Genomic DNA, 21,416 nt, shown 5'->3' on the forward strand with positions numbered 1-21,416 from the left:
GTAGGTTACGGTTCTCGCATGGCTGAGCGCGTGTATCCCCCGGTGATCGGGGCCGCCCTGACGATGTTCAAGGTCCTCGGAATGAAGATCGAGATCGAGGGCGCCGAAAACATCCCGACCACCGGCGGGGCGGTCCTCGTCAGCAACCACATCAGCTATCTCGACTTCATCTTCGCCGGGTTCGCGGCGCGGCCGTCGCGGCGGCTGGTGCGGTTCATGGCCAAGAAGGAGGTCTTCGACCACCGGATCTCCGGGCCGCTGATGCGGGGCATGCACCACATCCCGGTCGACCGCGCAGAGGGCGCCGGGGCCTACATCGCCGCGCTCAAGGCCCTCAAGGCGGGCGAGGTGGTGGGCGTGTTCGCCGAGGCGACCATCAGCCGGTCGTTCACCGTCAAGGACATCAAGAACGGCGCGGTCCGCATGGCCGCCGCCACCAACGTGCCGCTGATCCCGATCTCGTTGTGGGGCACCCAGCGGTTGTGGACGAAGGGCCGCCCGCGCAAGATCATGCAGCGGAACATCCCGGTCACCATCTCGATCGGCGAGCCGATGCGCCCGCAACGCCGCGAGGACATGGACGCCGCCACCGCCGAACTGCACCGCCGTCTGTCGGAGCTGGTCGACAAGGCGCAGCGGTCCTACCGCGACGACGGAACCGGCACCTGGTGGCAGCCCGCCCATCTCGGCGGCACGGCCCCGACCCCCGAAGAGGCGGCGGCGATGGACGAGGCGGAGCGCAAGGAACGCGAGAACCGCGACGACTGAACCTCCCCGCCACTACCAAGCTATAGCGCACCCCGGGTCTTGCCACAAGACCCGGGGTGTGCTGCAAAATCACCGCTCATGATTGACGTCATCATCGTCGGCGCGGGGCCGACCGGAGTCATGCTGGCCGCCGAACTCCGCCTGCACGGCGTCGAGACGGTCGTCGTGGAGCGGCTCGCCGAACCGGTCACCCACTCCAAGGCGCTCGGCCTGCACGTCCGCAGCCTGGAGATCATGGACCAGCGCGGCCTGCTCGACGCGTTCCTCGCGCACGGGCAGAAATACCCCCTCACCAGCCACTTCGCCGGGATCGTCAAGCCCTGGCCGGTCGAGCTCGACACCTCCTGCCCCTACCTGCTGGGCATCCCGCAGGTGGTCACCGAACGCCTGCTGACCGAGCACGCCACCCGCCTCGGCGCCGAGATCCGGCGCGGCGCCGAACTGACCGGCCTCACCCAGGACGACCACGGCGTCACCGCCCAGCTGGCCGACGGCTCCTCCCTGCGGGCCCGCTACCTGGTCGGCTGCGACGGCGGACGCAGCACCGTGCGGAAACTGCTCGGCGTCGCCTTCCCCGGTGAGCCCAGCCGGGTCGACACCCTGCTCGGCGAGATGGAGCTCACCGCGTCGCCCGAGACGATCGCGGCCGTGGTGGCCGAGGTCCGAAAGACGGAGCTGAAGTTCGGCGCGATCCCGCAGGGCGACGGGGTCTACCGGGTCGGCGTCCCGGCCGCCGAGGTCTCCACCACCCCGCCGACCCTCGACGACTTCCGCCGCCAGCTGGTGGCCTACGCCGGCACCGACTTCGGCGCCCGCGAACCGCGCTGGCTCTCCCGCTTCGGCGACGCGACCCGGCTGGCCGAGCGTTACCGCGTCGGCCGGGTGCTGCTCGCGGGCGACGCCGCGCACGTCCACCCGCCGACCGGCGGGCAGGGCCTCAACCTGGGCGTGCAGGACGCGTTCAACCTCGGCTGGAAGCTCGCCGCCGAGGTGACCGGCTGGGCCCCGGCAGGGCTGCTCGACACCTACCACGCCGAACGCCACCCGGTGGCGGCGAACGTGCTGGTCAACACGGCCGCCCAGATGTTGTTGCTGTCGACCGAGCCGGGACCGCAGGCGGTGCGCGCCCTGATGTCGGAGCTGATGGACTTCGAGAACGTGACCCGCTTCCTGCTGGAGAAGATCACCGCGATCGGGGTGCGCTACGACTTCGGCTCCGACCACGAACTGGTCGGCCGCCGGATGCGGAACCACGGGTCGATCTACGCGTCGATGCGCGGCGGCCGGGGCCTGCTGGTCGGCGCTCTCTCGGTGCAGGGCTGGGACGACCGGGTCGAGGTCCTGCGTGAGGACCTCGGCGTTCCCCCGGCGCTGCTGCGCCCCGACGGGCACGTGGCCTGGGTGGGGGAGGACCAGAAGGAGCTCGACGTCCATCTGGAGAGGTGGTTCGGCGCTAGCAACTCGGGTTGACTAATTCAGAATTAGTCAACTACGGTTGCTTGCATGCCGCCCGAACTCAGTGATCCCGCCGACGCCCTGGCCGCCGTGGCCGCGCTCCGCCGGCTCGCCGACCAGCTGGAGGAGGCCGCCGTCGAGCAGGCCATGCGCGACGGATGGAGCTGGCCCGAAGTGGCCGAGGCGTTGGGCATCACCCGCCAGGCGGTCCACAAGAAACACGCCAAACGGCTCATCGAAGCCGGTGTGTCCCTGAGGAGGCGCTGACGTGGCCGCCATCGACCACTACCTGAACTCCGTCATCGAGCAGGCGCGCCTTGCGGCCTTCGACGACGGCTCGGCCACCCTGGAGGCCCACCACCTGCTGCTCGGCATCGCCGTCGCGGGCGAGAACGCCGAGCTCATCGCGGCCGGCCTCGGCCACGACCAGATCCGCGCCGCGCTCCAGGGGGAGTTCGAGCACAGCCTCCAGACGGTGGGGGTGTCGGCGGCGGCCTACCGCCTGCCGAAGCCGACCCGCGTGGGCGACCCGCCGACCACCCTGGGGGCGTCGGCCAAGCTCGCGTTCGACCGCGCCTTCTCCTGGGCGCGCAGGAAGAAGGACCTGCGGCCGGTCCACCTGCTGCTCGGCATCCTGCAGGCCGAGATCGGCACCGTGCCCCGGGCGCTGGCCCTGGCCGGGTTCGACCGGGCCGCCCTGATCGCCCGCTTCTCCGGGGACGCCGCGTGATCCAGGACATCCTCGACCGCGCCGTCGCCGAAGGCGGCCTGCCCGGCATCGCCGCCGAGGTCCGCGACGGCGACGAGCACTGTTTCTTCACCGCCGGCGCGCCGCGCGAGCGCGACCACGAGTTCCGCATCGGCAGCACGACCAAGACCTTCGTCGCGACCCTGATGCTCACCCTCGTCGCCGACGGCCTGGCCGGCCTCGACGACCCGCAACCGGGCGGCACGACCCTGCGCCAGTTGTTGTCGCACACCAGTGGCCTGGCCGACTACCTGCGGTTCCAGGACGAGGTCAACCAGTATGAATGCCCCACCCCCGCCCAGCTGATCGCCATCGGCCTGGCGAAGCCCCCGGCGTTCCCGCCGGGCGAGGGGTGGCACTACTCCCAGACCAACTACGCCCTCATCGGGCGGCTCATCGAGACGATCACCGGCCGGCCGCTGAGCCAGGCGCTCGGCCGGATCACGGAAGCCCTTCCCGGCACCTATCTGCCGGTCGGAGACGACGCGGGCTTCCGCGGCCCGCACGGCCGTCACCACAGCCGTCTCCACGACCCTTCCCCGGAAGCGGAGACCTACGACCTCACGGAACTCAACCCGTCACCCTTCTGGGCGGCGGGCGGGATGATCTCCACCATCCCCGACCTGGCCGACTTCTTCACCTCCTTGCTGCGTGGCGACCTGCTGCCCCCGCACCTCCAGGACGAGATGTTCACGACGGTGCCCACGGCCGATTGGCTGGCGACCGGCCGCTATGGCCTGGGCGTGTCGTCGCTGACGTTGTCGGACGGAGAGACGGTGTGGGGCATGGGCGGCGCGATCTTCGGCTCGTGGACGTACGCCTACGGGAGCCGGGACGGGCGGAGGATCCTGGTGGCGAACACGAACGGCGACTGGTCGGATCCGATCGCGATCTTCACCGAACTCCTGGAAGCGGCCTTTTGATCGTGGAACTAGAGGCTCCCGATGGCGAGTGCTGGAGTCTGCTTTCTTGGATCAGGTGCGGGCCCCACGCGAACCGGCCCCGAGTGGTGTTCCAGGTCAGGTCGGAGACGGACGTGCGCACCCCCGCCCGCCGCACGGGGAGGCCGCCTACTCGGGCGCATCCGCGACTGAGGGCCGCTCGGCCGTGTCCCGTCACGGCACGTGCCGGCCTCGGCCTACGCCCACCTGTCGAAGTGGGTGGCCAGAGGCACCCCGCCCCCGACCGCGCCGCCGCCGCTGTTCAACGCCGATCGGCCTGGCCCAGGGCGGCATCCGCGTGTCGCAGCGCCGACGGCGGTGAAGGACGGCAACAACTCGGACGAGTCGTCCTGCCGGTTGTGCGGCGCCCACATCCCGTTCGAGGAGGTCGCCTACCTGGCCGCCGTGGTAAAGGCCGACACGTCGAACATCCGCAAGGGCTACCTCAACGACGCGACCCGGTGAGCCGTCACAGGTCAGCCGAGTCGATCACCTGGTCAGCCGGCGGCGCGGTGACGACCAGGGGGAACCCCCAGTCGAGGAAGCGGGTGTCGTAGCTGAGGCCCATCTTCGGCTCCCGGCCATAGACGAGGTCCGTGGTCCGGAGCCGGGTGGGCAGGCCCTTGGCGTCGGTCCAGAGGGACCAGTGGATCTCGTCTTTCACGTCACCGGTGGGAGGAAGCCCCAGCCGCTTGTGGCTCACGACGCCGCGATAGACATACCCGCCGGAAACGGCCTTGCCGGTGACCCCGCGCAGCAGAGTGCGCAGAACGCGTTCGTCGAACACGTTGATCGCCTGACTGCCGAAAACCGCGACCTCCGGCGCCTTCCAGTCCCACCGGATCCACGACTTACCGTCGGGGAGACTGCCGGGCGGTTCATGCGTGTACGTGACCCCGCCGACGTACGTGGTGTCGTCCCAGTCGGCGCCGCCAAGAGCGGCCCGCCAGGAGGTTTCCCGGTCGTCGTACGGAACGAGAATGGAGTGACTGGTGGCGTCGTAGGCGACCGGCCCCTTCGGGCTCAGTTCCACCTGACCGCGTATGCGGGCCGCAGCGGTGGAGTGTGTCCCGTCGATCATCGCGGCGAGCTCGGAGATCCGCACCCCGTGCCCCTGACGCAACTGCTTCTGCACGGCCCGCACGGGGTCGGGCGGCCGGGTCTGCGCGCTTGCCGCAGCGGGCTCGGCCACCCCACCGGCCAGCAGCGCGGCCACGAGCAAAGCTGACGATCGCCTCATCACGACTCCGTCCATCCCAGAAGACGTGGCCATCGTCGCAGGCGGCGATAACGAAACCGATCAGCATTGGCCTCGAACCAGCTGGACGATCACCGTATCGGGGAAGACCTTCGTGCATCTGGCCGAGGTGTCCCGGCAGACCATACCCACGATCAGTGACCACCGCCGGCCTGTTCCTCGGACGCCGATCACGTCATGCTGCACCACGGACGGCCAGGTCGCCAACCGGCCGGTCCATGTGGCGATGGCGGTCACTGTCGATGGCGCACATCGACGACCGGCTGAAGACCCGGCGGCGACGTGGACGGCCACCCTGGCTGACCGATGCCGAACTGCTCGCCCTGGCCCGTGGCCCAGGCCATGCCGGGATTCCACGGTGAGGCACGCTGGCTGCGTTTCGCCCACGCCCATCTGCGCGGCATGTTCCCGTACCTGCCTTAGCGGCCGGGCTACAACAAACGCCTGCGCGGCGATCCGGTCGCTGGCGGCCGACACCGACCTGTGGGCCGACCGGTGCTGGATCGTGGACTCCACCCCCGTGGAGCGCGCCCGCTCCCGGCCCGCCGTCCTACGCTCGAACCTGGCCGACTGGGCCGGCTACTGCCACTCCCGCTCACGCTTCTACTGGGGCCTGAAACTCCATCTGATCTGCACCCCGGCCGGACCGCCGATCACCTGGGCCCTGGCCGACCCGAAGGTCGACGAACGCCAGGTGCTGATGGCCATCTGCGACCTGGAACCCGACCTGCTCGCCGCCCGGCCCGGACTGCTGATCCTGGCCGGCAAGGGCTACGTCGCCGCCGAACTCGACAGGTTCCTGGCCGCCCGGGGTGTCAGCCTGCTGCGCCCTTCCTACCGCAACCGCGGCACACCACGTCCAGGAGAATTGCTGCTCAAGACGGTCCGGCAGCTGATCGAGTCCGTCAACGACACCCTCAAAGGCCAGCTCGGTCTCGAACAGCACGGCGGCCGGACCATCGAAGGCGTCGGCGTCGATCGCCCCGCTTCGCCGCGTGCCTGGCATTCGGCGTGGTGGAGTCGATGCGTTCACCGATCTCGGAGGAGCTCCTCGGCGCTGTTGACGTGGAAAACACGTTCCAGCCACGTCTCCGTCAGGTCCGGGTCGGCGCAGTCGAGGATGCGGTCTCGGACGTCGTCGGTCACCGTGAGCCGCCGGTGCGCGAGGATCGCCAGAACGGCTTCCGCTCTGCCCTCCGCGACGTATCCGCGGGCCCACTCGCTGCGGTATTCCCTGGATGCCACACCCATCAGTGTCCTCCACAGCTGGGAGGCGGCTTCGCTCAACGCCTCCGAGAGATAGTCAGTGTACGTTCTGGCTTCTTTTGCGTCTTTTTTCCCGAATGCCAGCACGCCGGCGCTGGTCGCGGCGAGCACCGCTTCACGCTCCGGGCCGTCGGAGTGGGCGAGGGCGGAGAGGGTCGCGAGTTCGGGATTGGCGATGGCCTGCGCCGGATCGGTCACCAATGGGAGGGCGGTCAGCCCGATCACGTAGGGCGTCACGACGGAGGAGGGGCCGAGGACGATCGGCGCGGAGACGCGCTCGGCGCCGCCGGCGCGGGGCCACATCACCAGCAGGATGGTCTGGCACTTGTGGCGGGCCCGGACGGCGGTGAGGTATTTCGGCCAGGTCCACTCCTTGCGCGCGTCATGGTCGCGCTGCACCTCGATGACGCAGGCGAGGACCGGCCGCCCCCTGTTGCGCAGGACGATCACCGAGTCGGCGCGTAGTTCGACGGGCGTGGCCTCGTTCATCACCGGGGTCTCGACGCGGGCCTCCTCGTAGAAGGGCACGTCGACACTGAAGGTCTCGGACAGGAGGTCGGGGGCCAGGCGGGGGTTGTTGGCGAACAGGTCCAGCCACATCTCGTGCTCGGTCGTGGGCGGCATGGCTCTGACATTACGCACCGCGACCGGGAAAACCCGGCGTGTTATCGAAGCGTTATAGGTCTAGTGGACGTACAAGCTGGTTCACGAATCTATGGCGGCCGCCCGTGGGGGCGGTTAAACGATCATGAAGAGAACGTTCCCTCACCAGGGTGACCCGCGCTGGCTGTGCTCGTCAATGGCTCGTACCGGCCCCTGTCAGCGAATCGGCCCGTGACGTCGCCGAAAAGCGTTCCATTGGATATTCAAAGCTCAAACGCTCCTCTTCGATCCCGGGGTCGCTGCGGGAGAGCGCTCTCCGATCCAGTTAACCCTTTCGTATTCGTTACGTCAGAGTTAATTTGATACTTGACAGATATCGGAACAAAAGGAGAACCTCAGGGCCCAGGGAGCGCTCCCCGAACTTCACCCCCCGCCCTCCCGAGGAGACACGTTGAGTTCATCGCGCAGTCCGGGCCGGTTACGCCTGGGCGTGCTCATCGCGGCAGCGCTGGCGCTGCTCGCCTCCTACGTCGCCATCCAGCCGGCCCAGGCCGCCGACGCCCTGCTCTCGCAGGGGAAGACCGCCACCGCCTCCTCGGTCGAGGGGGCCTTCACGGCGTCCGCCGCCGTCGACGGCAGCACCGGCACCCGGTGGGCCAGCGCCTTCTCCGATCCCCAGTGGATCCAGGTCGACCTGGGCGCCTCGGCGGCCATCAGCCAGGTCGTGCTGAACTGGGAGGCCGCCTACGGGCGGGCGTTCCAGATCCAGACCTCCGCCAACGGCACCACCTGGACGACGATCCACACCACCACCGCCGGAACGGGCGGCGTCCAGACGCTCAACGTGACCGGCACCGGGCGCTACGTCCGGATGTACGGCACCCAGAGGGGCACCGCCTGGGGCTACTCCCTCTGGGAGTTCCAGGTTTACGGGTCCACCGGCCCGACCGGCACGTGCGGCGGCAACGCCGCCCTCGGCAAGCCGATCACCGCGACCTCCACCGAGGGGACCTTCGTGGCGGCCAACGCCGTCGACGGCGTCGCCGGCACGCGGTGGGCCAGCGCCTACGGCGAGCCCCAGTCGGTGACGATCGACCTCGGCGCCACCACGTCGATCTGCGGCCTGACGCTGGTCTGGGAGGCCGCGTTCGCGCGGACGTACCAGGTGCAGGTCTCGCCGAACAACACCACGTTCACGCAGATCCACTCGACCACGACCGGCGCGGGCGGCACGGAGAACATCACGCTCAGCGGCAGCGGCCGCTACCTGCGGATCGTGATGTCGAACCGGGCGCTGCCCTTCGGCGTCAGCCTCTTCGAGATCCAGGTGCGCACCGGAACCACGACGACGAGCCCGTCCCCGTCTCCGAGCCCCTCCCCGTCCCCGAGCCCCAGCCCCTCTCCCTCCCCGTCACCTGACCCGGGCGGGGAACGGCTGCTGTCGTACAACAAGCCCGCCGTCGCCTCCACGTCGCAGAGCGACGGGAACTGCTACGAGTGCACGCCGGCCCGCGCCTTCGACCTCGACCCGGCCAGCCGCTGGGCGACGAGCTCGACCACGGGCTGGGTCGACCCGGGCTGGATCTACGTCGACCTCGGCGCGGTGGCCCAGATCCGCAGGGTCGTCCTGCAGTGGGACCCGGCGTTCGCGCGGTCGTTCAACATCCAGACCTCCAACGACGCCACGAACTGGACCAACATCTACTCCACGACCACCGGGACCGGCTTCAAGCAGTCGATCAACGTGACGGGGAGCGGGCGCTACGTCCGGATGTACGGCACCCAGCGCGCCACCCCCTACGGCTACAGCCTGTGGGAGTTCCAGGTGTACGGCACCGGTGGCGCCCCGAACACCCCGCCCGCCGCGCCGCCCGACCCGCGCAACCCCCCGCAGCTGGTCTGGAGCGACGAGTTCAACGGCGCGGCGGGCACCAAGCCCGACGCGGCCAAGTGGCGGCCCGACCCCGGCACCGGCCCGAACAACGAGCTGGAGTACTACACCAACAACAACAACGCCAACATGAACGGCGCCGGGCAGCTGGTCATGGAGGCCCGCCAGGAGGTCACCCCGGGGTCGGCATGCCCCGGCGGCACCTGCCAGTACACCTCCCACCGGATGAACACCGGCACGAAGTTCCACTTCACCTACGGCCGGGTCGAGGCCAGGATCAAGGTGCCCAAGGGCAACGGCCTGTGGCCGGCGTTCTGGATGATGGGCGCCGACTTCCTGACCGGCCGTCCGTGGCCGTACAACGGTGAGATCGACATCGTCGAGGTGCTCGGCAAGGACGTGAAGACGTCGTACACCACGATCCACGCGCCCGCCTACAACGGCGGCGGCGGGATCGGCGCGCCGAACACCCTGCCGAACGGCGCCGACTTCTCCGACGACTACCACGTGTGGGCCCTCGACTGGAACAGCCAGGGCATGACGTGGAGCGTCGACGGCCGCCAGGTCTTCACGCTCAGCAAGGCCCAGGTCGAGGCGACCCGCGGGCCGTGGGTCTACGACCACCCGTTCTACATCATCCTCAACCTCGCCGTCGGCGGCGACTGGCCGGGTCCGCCGGACGCCTCCACCGGCTTCCCCAAGCAGATGCTCGTCGACTACGTGCGCGTGTACCAGTGATCCACCTCTCCGGGGGCTGCACGCCCCCGGGGAGCACCCCCCACCATTGGAGTACGCGATGTCCCTGACCATCACGTGGGCCAGGATCGCCGCGATCGGCGTGCTGATCCTGGCGATGCTCACGATCGTCACCCAACGGGCCGAAGCGGCCCCCATCTCACAGGGCAAGACCGCCACCGCGTCGTCGGTCGAGGGCGGGCACGTCGCCGCCAACGCCGTCGACGGCAACGCCGGCAGCCGGTGGTCGAGCCTGTTCTCCGACCCGCAGTGGCTGCGCGTCGACTTCGGCGCCGCGACCACGATGAACCAGGTCGTGCTGCGCTGGGAGGCGGCCTACGCCACCGCCTACCAGCTCCAGACCTCCTCGAACGGCACGAGCTGGACGACGGTCGCCAACCGCACCGCCCAGACCGGCGGCGTGCAGACGATCTCCTTCACCCAGACCTCCGCCCGCTACATCCGCGTCTACACGACCGCCCGCGCCACCGGCTACGGCGTCTCCCTCTGGGAGTTCGAGGTGTACGGCCCCGGCGGCGGCCCCACCCCGACGCCCACCCCGACCCAGCCGCAGGGCCCGATCGTGCGGGTGTCGGAGTTCCTGGCCGACTGCCCGTTCACCCACCGGCTGCCCGACGACCCGATCATCTACCCGAACCTGCCGGGCGCCTCGCACATGCACTCGTTCTTCGGCAACCTGACGACGAACGCCAGCTCGACCGTGGAGACGCTCCTCGCGGGCGACTCCAACTGCAACCCGCGCATCGACCTGTCGTCGTACTGGGTGCCGACGCTCTACGTCAACGACCAGCCCGTCGAACCGGTCATCACGACCTTCTACTACCTCGGCGAGGGCGTGCGGCCCGACATCACCGCGCAGATCCAGCCGCTGCCGCTGGGCCTGCGCATCGTCGCGGGCAACGCCAAGGCCACCGCGCCCGACAGCACGACGATCGCCCGGTGGTCGTGCCTGCACGCCAACGAGGCGGGGGCGTCGAAGGACTTCGTGAACTGCCCGGCCGGGACGATGCTGGAGTCGTACCTGGACTTCCCGCAGTGCTGGGATGGGGTGAACCTCGACTCGCCCGACCACAAGAGCCACATGGCCTACCCGGTCAACCAGGCGTGCCCGTCGACCCACCCGGTCCCGGTGCCGAAGTTGCGCCAGGTGCTCCGTTACCCGGTGAGCGGCGATCCGTCGCGGATCCGCCTCTCGTCGGGCCGGGGATTCACCATGCACGGTGACTTCTTCAACGCCTGGCCCGAGGCCGAGATGTGGCAGCGGGTGCGCGACTGCATCCGTCCGGTCATCAAGTGCGGGGCCAACGGCCGCCCATGAGAAGACTCGTTCTCGCCGCCCTGATGCTCGCGCTCTGCTCCTGTACGCCGGAAGCGCCGCAAGCGCCGCCCCCGCCGAAGCCGGTGGTGGCCGTGGCCGCGTACAACCCGACGGACGTGGCGTGGGCGCAGCTCATGGCGGCGATGAACGAGCGGGTGCTGAAAGTGCTCGACCTGGCCCCGGGCCGGGCCGCGGACCCCGCGCTCGCCGAACTGGCGGGGTCCGTCGGCCAGGGCCACCGGGCCGAACTGGCCCGTCTTCGCGCGCTCCTGACCAGCGCGAAGGCGGGCCCCAACCCGCACGAGGGGCACGACATGCCGGGCATGCCGACCCCGATCGTGATCGAGGCGGCGGCCAAGGCCAAGGGGAAGGCGTTCGACAGGCTCCTCGTCACGAGCCTGAAGGGCCACCTCGACCAGTCGGCCATGGTGACCGCCAGCGAGCAGAAGGCCGGCGCGGCCGAGGAGGCCCTCGACCTGGCGGCCGACATGACGGCGGCACGGACCGAGCAGCTCGCCGCCCTGTCCGGAATTGCGAGGTAATGGCGGTAAGAATGTAAGCATGAAGGTTGGACTTCAGATCCCGAGTTTCACGTACCCCGGCGACCCGGTGCTCAGTGACCGGCTCGCCCAGATCGTCACCACCGCCGACCAGGCCGGATTCGACGCCGTCGCGGTGATGGACCACTTTTGGCAGATCCACGGCGTGGGGGCGCCCGAGGAGCCGATGCTGGAGGCGTACACCACCCTGGGGTGGATCGCCGCGCACACCTCGCGGGCGCGGCTGCTGGCCCTGATCACCGGGGTGATCTACCGGCAGCCCGGCCTGCTCGCCAAGATCGTCACCACCCTCGACGTGTTGTCGGGGGGCCGCGCCTGGCTGGGCATCGGCGCCGCCTGGAACGAGGAGGAGTCGAAGGGCCTCGGCTTCCCGTTCCCGCCGCTGGCCGAACGTTTCGAGCAGCTCGAAGAGGCGCTGCAGATCTGCCACCGGATGTGGGAGGGCGACGAGAGCCCGTACCGGGGACGGCACTTCCAGCTCGAACGGCCGCTGAACTCCCCGCAGCCGATCACCCGCCCGCACCCGCCGATCATGATCGGCGGCGGCGGCGAGAAGAAGACCCTGCGCCTGGTCGCCCAGTACGGCGACGCCTGCAACCTCTTCCCGTCGGACCAGCTCCAGCACAAGCTCGACGTGCTGCGCGGCCACTGCGAGGCGGTCGGCAGGAACTACGACGACATCCAGAAGACGGTCTACTACGCCTACGACACCACCCACGGCGTCCAGAAGATCGTCGACGACCTCGGCGGCTACGCCGAGATGGGCTTCAGCCTGGCGATCGGCCAGGTCAAGGGGGTGTACGAGCTGACCCCGCTGGAGCAGATCGGCTCAGAGGTGATCCCGGTCGTGCAGCTGATCTGAGATTGGGTAACTTGGCGGCGTGGGCTCAGCGACCCTCGTCCCCCAAACCCAGTCCATGACCGGCGACGACCTGTCGGCCGACGACGCGTGGGCGGCCCTGCGCGCCTACGGCGCGTGGCGGCTGGCCCGCGACTCGTTCGTGCGGTTCCGCTACGGCGACGGCATGAGCCATTCGCGCGCCCTGGCGTTCCAGATGTGCCTGTCGATCATCCCCGGCGCGATCGCCCTGGTCGGGCTCTCCTCGGTGGTGCACACCGAGGAGCTCGGCCAGGTCCTGGCGCTCACCCTGAGCCAGCTGAGCCCGGGAGAGGGCGTCGCGGCCGTGCGCAGCATCCTCGACGGCGGCTCGCGTTCCGACGCCGTGGCGTTGTGGGCGGGCCTCGGCACCTCCGTGTTCGCCCTGGTCAGCACCATGGCCCAGGTCGAACGCGGGGCCAACCGCATCTACGGCATCGAACGCGACCGCCCCTTCCACCGCAAATACCTGCGCGGGCTGGTGCTGGCCACCACCGCCGGCTCGTTCATGGTGGCCGGTTTCGTGATCATGGTCGGCGGCGACGCGCTCAAAGAGGCCCTCACCCGCGTGTACGACTGGGGCCCGGCCCTGCGCTTCGCCTTCGACCTGATGAGATGGCCGCTCGGCTTCCTGCTGGCCCTGGTGGCGACCTCGGTCATCTTCCGCGCCGCGCCCCGCCGCCGCCAGCCCGGCCACACGTGGCTGGCCTTCGGCGCGCTCGTCACCCTGGTGTTGTGGACGACCTTCACCCTCGGCCTGGCCCTCTACACGAGCCTCAACGAGAGCTTCGGCGAGACCTACGGCCCGCTGACGGCGGTGATGGCGCTGCTGCTCTGGTCGTTCCTGACCTCGATCGCGCTGTTCCTCGGCCTGGCCTTCGCGGCCCAGCTCGAAGCCTCCCGCACGCACCGCACCGAACCCGCCCTGCCCGACCCCGGCCCCACGAAGGAGGAGGAGCGCGAACCGATCGTGGGCGCGGTCGGCATGGCCCTCCTGGCGGCCGCGCGGGTGCTGCTGGCGCGGGTCACCAGACGCCGCTGACGACCACGCCGACCGCGACGGCCAGCACCGCCGCCCCGAGGCCCGTGAGCAGCCGCCCGGCCGTCGTGCCGTGGCCGGTGACGTTGTCGATGCGCACGTCACGCGGGTCGGCCGGGTCGTAGAGCACGCCGACCCGGTCGCCCTTCGCGGCCGGTGCCGGGTTGCCGCCGACGGGAGAGCGGGCCTCCACGACCTCGCCCTCGGCGGTGCGGAACCGCAGCACCGGCAGGTAGACGTGGGCCGGCCGGGGCCGCTGCGCCACCCCCGCCCGGCTGACCTGGAGCGCGATCACCTCGCCCTCGGCGCGGACCGCGGTGGCCAGGAAGGCCCGCGCCGCCCGCCGCACCGCCTGCCCCTGGGCCAGCAGGTGAAGGCCGACGAACTCCAGGATCAGCCCCAGGACGATGCGTTCCACCCCCGCAGGCTAACGAGACAACGCCATTCCGGGAACGCGGGCGCGGATGGCGTCCATCGCGGCCTCGTCGGAGACGCCCTGCCAGTCCCAGCGCGGCGTGTAGGGGGCCTCCAGTTCCCGTGCATCCTCGTCGGTGAGCTCGACGTCCAGTGAGGCCACGGCCTCGTCGATCTGGCGGGTCGACCCCGCGCCGACCAGCGGCGCGGTGACCACCGGCTGGCGGCGCAACCAGGCGAGGGCGATCTGCGCCCGGCTCACGCCGCGGGCGTCGGCGACCCGGCCGACGGCGTCGACGATCAGGCGGTTGGCGGCCTCGTCGGACGGCGGGTAGAGCAGGTCGGCGAACGCGCCGTCGGTCTCCGACCGGGCGGTCGTCCGGACGTCGTCCCAGGCGCGGGCGAGGCGGCCCCGGGCCAGCGGCGACCAGACGACGGCGCCGACGCCCTCGTCGAGGCACAACGGGATCATCTCCCGCTCCTCCTCGCGGGCGAGCAGGTTGTAGTGGTCCTGCATCGACGCGAACCGCGCCCAGCCGTGCTGTTTCTGCAGGTGGAGGGCTTTGGCGAACTCCCAGGCGCGCATCGACGACGCGCCGAGGTAGCGCACCTTGCCGGCTCTCACCAGGTCGTCGAGCGCGCCGAGGGTCTCCTCCCACGGCGTCGAGTGGTCGTTGCGGTGGATCTGGTAGAGGTCGATGTAGTCGGTGCCGAGCCGCCGCAGCGAGTGGTCGACCTCGGTCATGATCGCCTTCCGCGACAGGCCCCGGCCGTTCGGCCCCAGGCGCATCGGGTGGCGCAGCTTCGTGGCGATCACCACGGCGTCGCGGTCGGCGTAGTCGTGCAGGGCGCGGCCGAGGATCTCCTCGCTCGACCCGTTGGAGTACATGTTCGCGGTGTCGAAGAAGTTGACGCCCGCTTCCAGCGCGTGCCTGATCAGCGGCCGCGCCTCCGCCTCGCCCTTCGACCACACGGGGTGGCCCCGGCCGGGCTCGCCGTAGGTCATCGCGCCGATCGCGATGGGGGACACGTCGAGGCCGGTCGTGCCGAGTTTGATGTAGCGCATCGGTCCCTCTAAAATATGTGGAGAACTCTCCGTTTAACGTAGTGGAGAGCTCTCCACATAGCAAGGTGGGAGCCCGATGGTCCGTTCCGACGCCCGGGAGAACCGGGTCCGCATCCTCGCGGCCGCGCGCGAGGCGCTCGCCGAAGACGTGGGCGCGTCGATGAACCAGGTCGCCCGGCGGGCGGGCGTCGGCGCGGGCACGCTCTACCGCAACTTCCCCACCCGCGAGGCGCTGCTGCTGGCCGTCTACCAAGATGAGGTCGACCGCATCCTGGGCACGGTGCCCGACCTGCTGGCCGCCCACCCGCCGCTCGAAGCGCTCCGCCACTGGACCCTCGACCTGGTCGAGGCCATGCGCAGAAAGCACGGCCTCGGCGACGCGCTCAGCCCCGGCGCCCACCAGGCGATGACCGAGCGCACCTACGGCCCGGTCGTCGCCGCCATCGCCGAGCTGCTCGACGCGGGCAAGGGCGAGGGCAGCATCCGCGCCGACGCCGATCCCGCCGACTTCCTCCAGCTCAGCGGCGCCCTCTGGCGCGCCGCGCCCGACCGGTCGCCCCACATGCTGGGGCTCGTCCTCGACGGGCTCCGGGCGCGCTAGCCCTCCAGCCGCCGCCCGGTGACCCGCTGCGGCCTGATGGTGATCAGGTGGTCGCGGCCCTCGACCCACGAGCCGCCCGGCGTGCCCTGCGCGTGGTGGCAGGGGCCCTGGACCAGCACGCTCCAGCCCTCCCGGTGCTCCGGGTCGATCGCGTCGACCTCGAAGGCGACCACGATTTCCAGGTCGTCGACGTGGGTGCGCAGGTCGTCGTCCATGGCCCCGCCGGTGCGGACGCTGAAGACGATCACGCCGTCGTCGAGGCGGTAGTTGACCGGGAGGATGGTCGGCCCGTGGGAGCCGCTGAAGGCGATCCGGCCGACGCCGCCGGGGGCGATGAGGGCGAGGCATTCGTCGGCGGTGAGGGTGCGCAGGGTGCTCATGGGTTCCACTGTGGACGACCCGCCGGCCTGCGGACATGGCCGTTGGGCCCCTCGCGGGCGGGCCGAAGGTCCTTCGCGGACGGGTCCTCCTGCCCTGCTGCCCGGCCTGGTGAACGCGTGTGATTGGGGGGCGAGCTCATCCCCCCTATCGAAGGAGCCTCCCATGACCCCTGACGTCCGCGCCGGCCACGTCTGGGCGGTCGCCCGGATCGCCCTCGGCTGGATCTTCCTGTGGGCCTTCCTCGACAAACTGTTCGGGCTCGGCTTCGCCACCCCCGGCGAGCGGTCGTGGCTCAACGGCGGCAGCCCGACGACCGGCTTCCTGAAGGGCGCCGCCGACGGCCCGCTCGGCGGGCTCTACGGCGCCCTCGCGGGGCACTGGTGGGTCGACGTGCTGTTCATGGCCGGGCTGCTCGGCGTCGGCGCGGCCCTGATCCTCGGCATCGGGATGCGGGCCGCGGCCGCCGCCGGGACGGTCATGCTGGTGATGATGTGGGGCGCCGCGCTGCCCCTGACGACCAACCCGTTCCTCGACGACCACATCGTCTACGCGATCGTCCTGATCGGGCTGGCCGCCGCCGACGCGGGCGACACGTGGGGCCTCGGCCGCCGATGGGCCGCGGTCACCGCCGGGTCGCCGGTCCTCAGGTAGCGTTCAGCGCCTGGCGGGCCAGCTCGGCCGCGCCGGTCACCCCCGACAGGTTCCCCAGCCCCGGCGCGCAGATGAGCGTGTCGAGCGCGTAGCCGCCCGCCAGGTCGGCCGCGCGGGCCCGCACCAGGTCGAGCAGCCCCGGCCGCCCGCCGACCCCGCCGCCGATGACGACGGCCTGGGGGGAGAGGGTCGAGGCCAGGTTGTGTACGGCCTTCGCCAGGTATTCGGCCTCCAGCTCCCACGGCTCGCCGTCGCCGAGCTCCTGCGCGGGCCGCCCCCAGCGCTCCCGCATCGACGTCCCGGACGCCAGCCCTTCGAGGCAGTCGCCGTGGAACGGGCACACCCCCGGGAACGGGTCGCGCCCGGTGTCGTGGGGCACCAGCATGTGCCCCGCCTCGGGGTGGGTGCGCCCGTGCAGCGGCCGGCCGTCGACGACGACGCCGACCCCGATGCCGGTGCCGACCGTCATGTAGGCCAGCGTGTGCAGCCCCCGCCCCGCGCCGTAGCGCCACTCGCCGATCGCCGCGCCGTTCACGTCGGTGTCGAGCCCGACCGGGACGCCCAGCCCCTCACGGAACGGCGTCACCACGTCGGCCCCCGACCAGCCCGGCTTGGGCGTGGCGGTGATGTGCCCGGTCGACAGGTCGACCGGGCCGAACGTGGCGACGCCGACCGCCGCCGGGGCGGGATGACGCCGGAAGAAGTCGACGGCGGCCGGGATGGTCTCGTCGGGGGTCGTCGTCGGGACCACTTCGGTGGCCACGATGTTTCCGTCGGTGTCGGCGAGCGCGCACACCCATTTCGTACCGCCCGCTTCGACGGCTCCGTACCTGATCACCCCGACAGTCTGCCGTCAGAGCTCCGGCTGCTGCCAGCCGGACTGGGGGATGTCGCCCCGATAGGGCGGCAGGACGACCGGGGGCACGAAGGTTTCCTTGATCGTCCGGGCGTTCACCCAGCGGATCAGGTTGAGGATCGAGCCGGCCTTGTCATTGGTGCCCGAGGCCCGCGCGCCGCCGAAGGGCTGCTGGCCGACCACCGCGCCGGTCGGCTTGTCGTTCACGTAGAAGTTGCCGGCGGCGTACCGGAGCTTCTCCGAGGCCGCCGCGATGGCGTAGCGGTCACGGGCGATCAGGGCGCCGGTCAGCGCGTACGGCGTGGCCGACTCCAGCTGGGTGAGCGTGGCGTCGAAGTCGTCGTAGACGTGCACGGCGAGGATCGGGCCGAAGTACTCGGTCGTGAAGATCTCGTCGGTCGGGTCGCCGCACTCCAGGACCGTGGGCTTCACGAAGTAGCCGGTGGAGTCGTCGTAGGAGCCCGTCAGCACCGCGATGTTGTCCGCCGCCCGCGCCCGGTCGATGGCCGTCTTGTGCTTGGCGAACGCGCGGGCGTCGATCACGGCGCCCATGAACGTCGACAGGTCGCCCGCCACGTCGCCCACGGTCAGCGACTCGGCCAGGGAGACGAAGTCGTCCTTCATCGTGTTCCACATCGCGCGCGGCACGTAGGCGCGCGAGGCCGCCGAGCACTTCTGGCCCTGGTATTCGAACGCGCCCCTGATCAGCGCCGTCGTCAGCGCGGCCGGGTCGGCCGAGGGGTGGGCGAGCACGAAGTCCTTGCCGCCGGTCTCGCCGACCAGGCGCGGGTAGGCGTGGTAGCGGCCGATGTTGGCCCCGACGGTCGCCCACAGGTGCTGGAAGGTCGAGGTCGAGCCGGTGAAGTGCACGCCGGCCAGCGCCGGGTGGGTCATCGCCGCCTCCGACACCGCCGAGCCGTTGCCGGTCACCAGGTTGATCACGCCCGGGGGCAGGCCGGCCTCCTCCAGCAGCGCCATCGTGAAGTGGGCGGCGAACTGCTGGGTGGGGGAGGGCTTCCAGACGACGACGTTGCCCATCAGCGCCACCGAGGCGGGCAGGTTCCCGGCGATGGCGGTGAAGTTGAACGGCGTGATCGCCAGGACGAAGCCCTCAAGCGGGCGGTACTCCATCCGGTTCCACACGCCGGGGGAGGAGACCGGCTGCTCGGTGAGGAGCTGCCGGGCGAACGCCACGTTGAAGCGCAGGAAGTCGATCAGCTCGCAGGCCGCGTCGATCTCGGCCTGCTGGGCCGACTTCGACTGGCCGAGGATGGTCGCGGCGTTCAGGGTGGCCCGCCAGGGCCCGGCCAGCAGCTCGGCGGCGCGCAGGAAGATCGCCGCCCGCTCGTCGAAGCTCAGCGCCCGCCACGCCGGGGCCGCCGCCAGGGCGGCCGAGACCGCCGCCTGGACGTCGGCGGGGGTGGCGTCGTTGGTCGTGCCGAGCACCGAGGCGTGGTTGTGCGGCTGGACCACGCGGATGGGGGCGCCGCCCGCCATGCGGCGCTCGCCGCCGATCGTCATGGGCAGGTCGATGCTCGTGGCGGCCAGCTCCTTCAGCCGCCCCTCCAGCATCGCGCGGTCGGCGCTGCCGGGGCCGTAGGACCGGACCGGCTCGTTGACCGGAACCGGGACCGTGGAGACGGCGTCCATCATCGAAATCCTCCAGTGTGAATGCCTCGCGGTTCGGGATGCGGGAAGCGCGCGACGCGGAGCAGCGCGTTGTTCTCCGGTTTTTCCCGATGCGCGACGCTAAACTTTTTGCCATGTCCCGCTATCGGCTTCAGCCGACGCAGGCACAGGCGGCTGCGCTGCTGGAACATTGCAGGCACGCACGTTTCGTATGGAACCTTGCGGTCGAGCAGAGCTCGTTTTGGAAGCCGGGAAGAGGACACGCGCCGGGATTCGCGGAGCAGTGCCGCCAACTGACCGAAGCGAGAGCCGAGTACGCCTGGCTTCGCGCCGGATCGGCAATCGTTCAGCAGCAGGCGCTCAAGGATTTCGCGCGTGCCATGGCGCAATTCTTCGCCAGGACCCACCGGATGCCGACTTTCCGGCGGCGTGGACAGAACGAAGGATTTCGAATCGTCGCCTTCAAGAAGGAGGACGTGCGTCGCCTGTCCCGAAATGTGGGAGAGGTCAAGATTCCCAAGGTCGGCTGGGTCCGCTTCCGATGGTCCAGGGCTGTGCCCGCCGGCGCCAAGTCCTTCCGGGTCAGTCGCGATCAATTGGGACGATGGTTCGTTGCCTTTGCCGTCGCCCCGATGCCCATCGCCAGGCCGGGCAATGACGAAGTCGTCGGCGTGGACCGGGGGGTGGCCGTCAGCGCCGCGCTGTCCACGGGTGAACTGCTCAGGGCCCCCACTCTTCGGGCGGTTGAGCGAGCCCGGCTGCTCAAGCTGATCCGACAATTGGCCCGTGCGCGTAAGGGTTCCAAGCGGCGTGACGACGTCAGGACCGCGATTGGCAGGTTGAGGGCCCGTGAGACCGCCAGGCGCAAAGACTGGGTCGAAAAGGTCACCACCAGCCTTGCCCGCCGTTTCGATGTGATCGGCGTCGAAGATCTGAGAATCGGGAATATGACCCGCTCGGCTCGGGGGACCATCGAAGCGCCAGGGCGAAATGTCCGCCGAAAGGCGGGCCTCAACCGGAGTATTCTCTCCGCCTGCTGGGGCCGACTCGTCATGCGGCTGGAGGACAAAGCGCCAGGCCGCGTCATCAAGGTGAATCCCGCGTTCACGAGTCAGCGTTGTTCGGTTTGCGGGGTCGTCGATGGAAAGGCACGCGAGAGCCAAGCTGCCTTCCGCTGCCGATCCTGCGGCCATGCCGGCAACGCAGATGTGAACGCGGCCCAGAACATCGAGGTCATCGCCGCAGGGCATGCGGTGAATGCGCGGGGAGGCGACCGGAAGACCGGGCCTGGGAACCGCGAACCTCAACTCGTCCTCCGTCCAGTGTGAGATGAGTTGGAATCCCGCTTGTTCACTAGCGGGAGGGTGCCAACCCCAAGAGAGCGCAGGAAGAAGGCCACGTTGGCCGGTCGTTCGGCCAGGCGGCGCATGAAGTAGCCGTACCAGTCGTCGCCGTAGGGCACGTACACGCGGACCAGCGCGCCCGAGTTGGCGAGCGCCTGCTGCTTGTCGGTGCGGATGCCGTAGAGCATCTGGTACTCGTAGGTGTCGCGGGCCCGGTCGTGCCGGTCGGCGAGCAGTTCGGCGATCGAGATCAGCCGGTCGTCGTGGGTGGCCACCATCGGGTGCCCGGCGCCGGCCATCAGCACCTTCAGGCAGCGCACGTAGGCCAGGTCGACGTCGTTCTTCTTCTGGTACGCCACCGACGCCGGCTCCCGGTAGGCGCCCTTCACCAGCCTGACCCGCGAGTCGCGCAGGTCGTGGCAGTCGGCCTCGCTCCGGAACAGGTAGGCCTGGATCGCCACCCCGACGTCGGAGAAGTCGGCCCGCAGGTCGCGCAGGATGTCCAGGGTGGAGTCGACCGTGGTGTGGTCCTCCATGTCGAGGGTGACCGTCGCCCCCGCGCTCAGCGCGGCCTCGCAGATCTCCCGGGCGTGTTCGAGGGCCATCGAGTCGTCGAGCGCCTGCCCGACGGCCGACAACTTCACCGACACCTCCGCCCGGTGGCCCAGCCCCAGCGGGGCGAGCGCGTCGAGCAGCTCCACGTACGCCTTCGTGGTCGTCACGGCGGCGTCGGTGTCGCGCACCTCCTCGCCCAGATGGTCGATGGTGACCATGAGCCCCGACCGGGTGAGCCGGTCGACCGCGGCCACGGCGTCGGCGGTGGCCTCTCCGGCGACGAACCGGTCGACGACGCGACGGGTTGGCGGCAGGGCCGTGACGGCCTTGCGCGCGAGCGGATTCCTCGACACGGCGAGGAGCGTGGAACCGAGCATGCACACAGCGTAATTCGCCCGGAAAGTACCCTTCCACGGACATCCGGCCAAGTCTCTTCAGAC

21 protein-coding genes and 2 pseudogenes are annotated in these 21,416 nt (G+C 70.3%); 15 read left to right on the forward strand and 8 right to left on the reverse strand.

Translation table 11 applies throughout. The annotated features are described in order from the left end of the window. Positions 1 to 18 precede the first annotated feature (18 nt). The 6 genes and pseudogenes from AW271_RS00710 to AW271_RS00735 all read left to right on the forward strand — a co-directional run. Positions 19 to 768 carry a lysophospholipid acyltransferase family protein gene (locus AW271_RS00710; protein WP_062330287.1) on the forward strand — a complete coding sequence of 250 codons (750 nt, stop codon included), beginning with the start codon at positions 19 to 21 and terminating at the stop codon, positions 766 to 768. Between the two features lie 78 nt (positions 769 to 846). Further along, a complete protein-coding gene (locus AW271_RS00715; RefSeq protein ID WP_062330289.1) occupies positions 847 to 2,238 on the forward strand; it encodes an FAD-dependent monooxygenase in 1,392 nt (463 codons plus the stop codon). A gap of 33 nt (positions 2,239 to 2,271) precedes the next feature. Then, a complete protein-coding gene (locus AW271_RS00720; RefSeq protein ID WP_062330290.1) occupies positions 2,272 to 2,490 on the forward strand; it encodes a winged helix-turn-helix domain-containing protein in 219 nt (72 codons plus the stop codon). A 1-nt stretch (position 2,491) separates the two neighbouring features. After that, a complete protein-coding gene (locus tag AW271_RS00725; RefSeq protein WP_062330292.1) occupies positions 2,492 to 2,953 on the forward strand; it encodes a hypothetical protein in 462 nt (153 codons plus the stop codon). After that, positions 2,950 to 3,894, forward strand: a complete 945-nt coding sequence (locus AW271_RS00730) for a serine hydrolase domain-containing protein (RefSeq protein WP_062330295.1) — start codon at positions 2,950 to 2,952, stop codon at positions 3,892 to 3,894. The genes AW271_RS00725 and AW271_RS00730 overlap by 4 nt, the downstream gene beginning before the upstream one ends. Before the next feature lie 189 nt (positions 3,895 to 4,083). Beyond that, positions 4,084 to 4,377, forward strand: a pseudogene (locus AW271_RS00735) (alpha/beta hydrolase domain-containing protein); the annotation flags it as partial. Positions 4,378 to 4,381: 4 nt separating this feature from the next. Here AW271_RS00735 and AW271_RS00740 read toward each other — a convergent pair. Further along, positions 4,382 to 5,128 carry a hypothetical protein gene (locus AW271_RS00740; RefSeq protein ID WP_157553839.1) on the reverse strand — a complete coding sequence of 249 codons (747 nt, stop codon included), beginning with the start codon at positions 5,126 to 5,128 and terminating at the stop codon, positions 4,382 to 4,384. A 260-nt stretch (positions 5,129 to 5,388) separates the two neighbouring features. Here AW271_RS00740 and AW271_RS43035 point away from each other — a divergent pair. Next, positions 5,389 to 6,146: pseudogene (locus AW271_RS43035) on the forward strand (transposase); the annotation flags it as partial. A 53-nt stretch (positions 6,147 to 6,199) separates the two neighbouring features. On the opposite strand, the gene AW271_RS42085 reads toward AW271_RS43035, so the two are convergent. Further along, positions 6,200 to 7,036 (reverse strand): hypothetical protein, encoded by an 837-nt coding sequence (locus tag AW271_RS42085; protein ID WP_157553840.1) that lies wholly within the window; start codon positions 7,034 to 7,036, stop codon positions 6,200 to 6,202. Between the two features lie 454 nt (positions 7,037 to 7,490). On the opposite strand from AW271_RS42085, the gene AW271_RS00755 reads away from it, so the two are divergent. Genes AW271_RS00755 through AW271_RS00775 form a run of 5 tightly spaced genes read left to right on the forward strand, consistent with a single transcriptional unit; the run spans position 7,491 to position 13,483 of the window. Beyond that, positions 7,491 to 9,668 carry a discoidin domain-containing protein gene (locus tag AW271_RS00755; RefSeq protein ID WP_245652880.1) on the forward strand — a complete coding sequence of 726 codons (2,178 nt, stop codon included), beginning with the start codon at positions 7,491 to 7,493 and terminating at the stop codon, positions 9,666 to 9,668. Between the two features lie 58 nt (positions 9,669 to 9,726). Further along, a complete protein-coding gene (locus tag AW271_RS00760) occupies positions 9,727 to 11,004 on the forward strand; it encodes a DUF1996 domain-containing protein (RefSeq protein WP_218007904.1) in 1,278 nt (425 codons plus the stop codon). Continuing rightward, a complete protein-coding gene (locus tag AW271_RS00765; protein WP_063817810.1) occupies positions 11,001 to 11,546 on the forward strand; it encodes a DUF305 domain-containing protein in 546 nt (181 codons plus the stop codon). The genes AW271_RS00760 and AW271_RS00765 overlap by 4 nt, the downstream gene beginning before the upstream one ends. A gap of 19 nt (positions 11,547 to 11,565) precedes the next feature. Beyond that, on the forward strand, positions 11,566 to 12,426 hold the full coding sequence (locus AW271_RS00770) for an LLM class F420-dependent oxidoreductase (protein ID WP_062330306.1): 861 nt from the start codon (positions 11,566 to 11,568) through the stop codon (positions 12,424 to 12,426). Between the two features lie 55 nt (positions 12,427 to 12,481). Then, entirely contained in the window at positions 12,482 to 13,483 is a 1,002-nt protein-coding gene (locus tag AW271_RS00775; protein ID WP_063817811.1) for a YihY/virulence factor BrkB family protein, read from the forward strand. Here the strand turns inward: AW271_RS00775 and AW271_RS00780 are convergent. Both AW271_RS00780 and AW271_RS00785 read right to left on the reverse strand, forming a co-directional pair. Continuing rightward, positions 13,467 to 13,898: a DUF3592 domain-containing protein gene (locus AW271_RS00780; protein ID WP_062330307.1), complete on the reverse strand. Its 432-nt coding sequence runs from the start codon at positions 13,896 to 13,898 to the stop codon at positions 13,467 to 13,469. The genes AW271_RS00775 and AW271_RS00780 overlap by 17 nt on opposite strands. Positions 13,899 to 13,907: 9 nt before the next feature. Further along, the gene (locus AW271_RS00785; protein WP_062330309.1) at positions 13,908 to 14,960 is read right to left on the reverse strand and encodes an aldo/keto reductase; all 1,053 of its coding nucleotides are present in this window, start codon (positions 14,958 to 14,960) and stop codon (positions 13,908 to 13,910) included. Positions 14,961 to 15,036: 76 nt separating this feature from the next. On the opposite strand from AW271_RS00785, the gene AW271_RS00790 reads away from it, so the two are divergent. Next, positions 15,037 to 15,561, forward strand: coding sequence for a TetR/AcrR family transcriptional regulator (locus tag AW271_RS00790; protein ID WP_062330311.1), 525 nt, complete (start codon positions 15,037 to 15,039; stop codon positions 15,559 to 15,561). Here the strand turns inward: AW271_RS00790 and AW271_RS00795 are convergent. Then, positions 15,558 to 15,941, reverse strand: coding sequence for a pyridoxamine 5'-phosphate oxidase family protein (locus AW271_RS00795; RefSeq protein WP_062330313.1), 384 nt, complete (start codon positions 15,939 to 15,941; stop codon positions 15,558 to 15,560). The genes AW271_RS00790 and AW271_RS00795 overlap by 4 nt on opposite strands. A 163-nt stretch (positions 15,942 to 16,104) precedes the next feature. Here AW271_RS00795 and AW271_RS00800 point away from each other — a divergent pair, with 163 nt between their 5' ends. Then, positions 16,105 to 16,593 carry a DoxX family membrane protein gene (locus AW271_RS00800; protein ID WP_062330315.1) on the forward strand — a complete coding sequence of 163 codons (489 nt, stop codon included), beginning with the start codon at positions 16,105 to 16,107 and terminating at the stop codon, positions 16,591 to 16,593. Here the strand turns inward: AW271_RS00800 and AW271_RS00805 are convergent. Continuing rightward, a complete protein-coding gene (locus AW271_RS00805) occupies positions 16,586 to 17,431 on the reverse strand; it encodes an ROK family protein (RefSeq protein WP_218007905.1) in 846 nt (281 codons plus the stop codon). The two genes, AW271_RS00800 and AW271_RS00805, sit on opposite strands and share 8 nt — an antisense overlap. Positions 17,432 to 17,446: 15 nt before the next feature. Continuing rightward, on the reverse strand, positions 17,447 to 19,099 hold the full coding sequence (gene pruA / locus AW271_RS00810) for an L-glutamate gamma-semialdehyde dehydrogenase (RefSeq protein WP_062330317.1): 1,653 nt from the start codon (positions 19,097 to 19,099) through the stop codon (positions 17,447 to 17,449). A 38-nt stretch (positions 19,100 to 19,137) separates the two neighbouring features. Here pruA and AW271_RS38140 point away from each other — a divergent pair, with 38 nt between their 5' ends. Further along, complete coding sequence (locus AW271_RS38140; protein ID WP_218007906.1) at positions 19,138 to 20,406, forward strand: RNA-guided endonuclease InsQ/TnpB family protein; 1,269 nt, start codon at positions 19,138 to 19,140, stop codon at positions 20,404 to 20,406. Here the strand turns inward: AW271_RS38140 and AW271_RS00815 are convergent. Then, positions 20,382 to 21,353 (reverse strand): proline dehydrogenase family protein, encoded by a 972-nt coding sequence (locus AW271_RS00815; RefSeq protein WP_083975889.1) that lies wholly within the window; start codon positions 21,351 to 21,353, stop codon positions 20,382 to 20,384. The genes AW271_RS38140 and AW271_RS00815 overlap by 25 nt on opposite strands. Positions 21,354 to 21,416: the final 63 nt, after the last annotated feature.

The sequence above is a fragment of the Herbidospora sakaeratensis genome, assembly GCF_001570525.1.
GTDB classification, from domain to species: domain Bacteria; phylum Actinomycetota; class Actinomycetes; order Streptosporangiales; family Streptosporangiaceae; genus Herbidospora; species Herbidospora sakaeratensis.